The sequence below is a fragment of the Sphingobacterium composti genome, from assembly GCF_009829075.1.
GTDB classification, from domain to species: domain Bacteria; phylum Bacteroidota; class Bacteroidia; order Sphingobacteriales; family Sphingobacteriaceae; genus Sphingobacterium; species Sphingobacterium composti.
On the sequence record NZ_WUQZ01000060.1, the window covers coordinates 1 to 655 of the forward strand.

1 pseudogene is annotated in these 655 nt (G+C 35.6%); it reads right to left on the reverse strand.

Annotated elements, in window-relative coordinates:
* Positions 1 to 549: pseudogene (locus GOQ17_RS16045) on the reverse strand (IS21 family transposase); the annotation flags it as partial.
* Between the last annotated feature and the right edge of the window lie 106 nt (positions 550 to 655).

A 655-nucleotide genomic window follows, 5' to 3' on the forward strand; every position in this document is an offset into this window, starting at 1 on the left:
AGCATTAGGTAGGGCTTCAACATAACTATATCCACTATACGGAAGAACAGCTACAAAAACAGGACATTCAATAAGTTCTCCAGTGCTTGTGTCGACATAGTGAAGTTTATCTCCTGCAAAATCAATTTCTAAAAGTCTGCCTGGCTCATGATCAAAATGCATAGTAGAATTACCTTTACGCAAATGATCCTGTAAAAGTTCACAGAATCTAGAATAACCAAAACCATCCGGGTATTCAGAAATATATTCTTGCCACAACAATTGACGAGTTACACCTACACGGCGAAGTTCAGTAGTAAAATATTCATAATGGGATTCTAAATGTAATTGTCTTGCATCTTTTACTACAGTCTCCTTTTTATCAATATTGAGATAAACTTGAAGATCATGGTCATTAAACAATAGAAGCTCCTGGATGCTTAGGCCGCTAGAAGTAAAGGTTTTAATATACCCAGCTATCGTCCGTCTATTTATACCTGTCTCTCTTTCTATTGATCGTTGAGAAAAACCACGCTCGACAAACAGTAATATCTGTCTAATTTTTTGCATACTTAGAGGTTTATTTGCCATAATTAGGAATATATCTGATCCCTAACTTAGCAATCATTTTATCTAAATATCCAGTGGTGTACTTTGTCGCGGAATAATTGGTGTA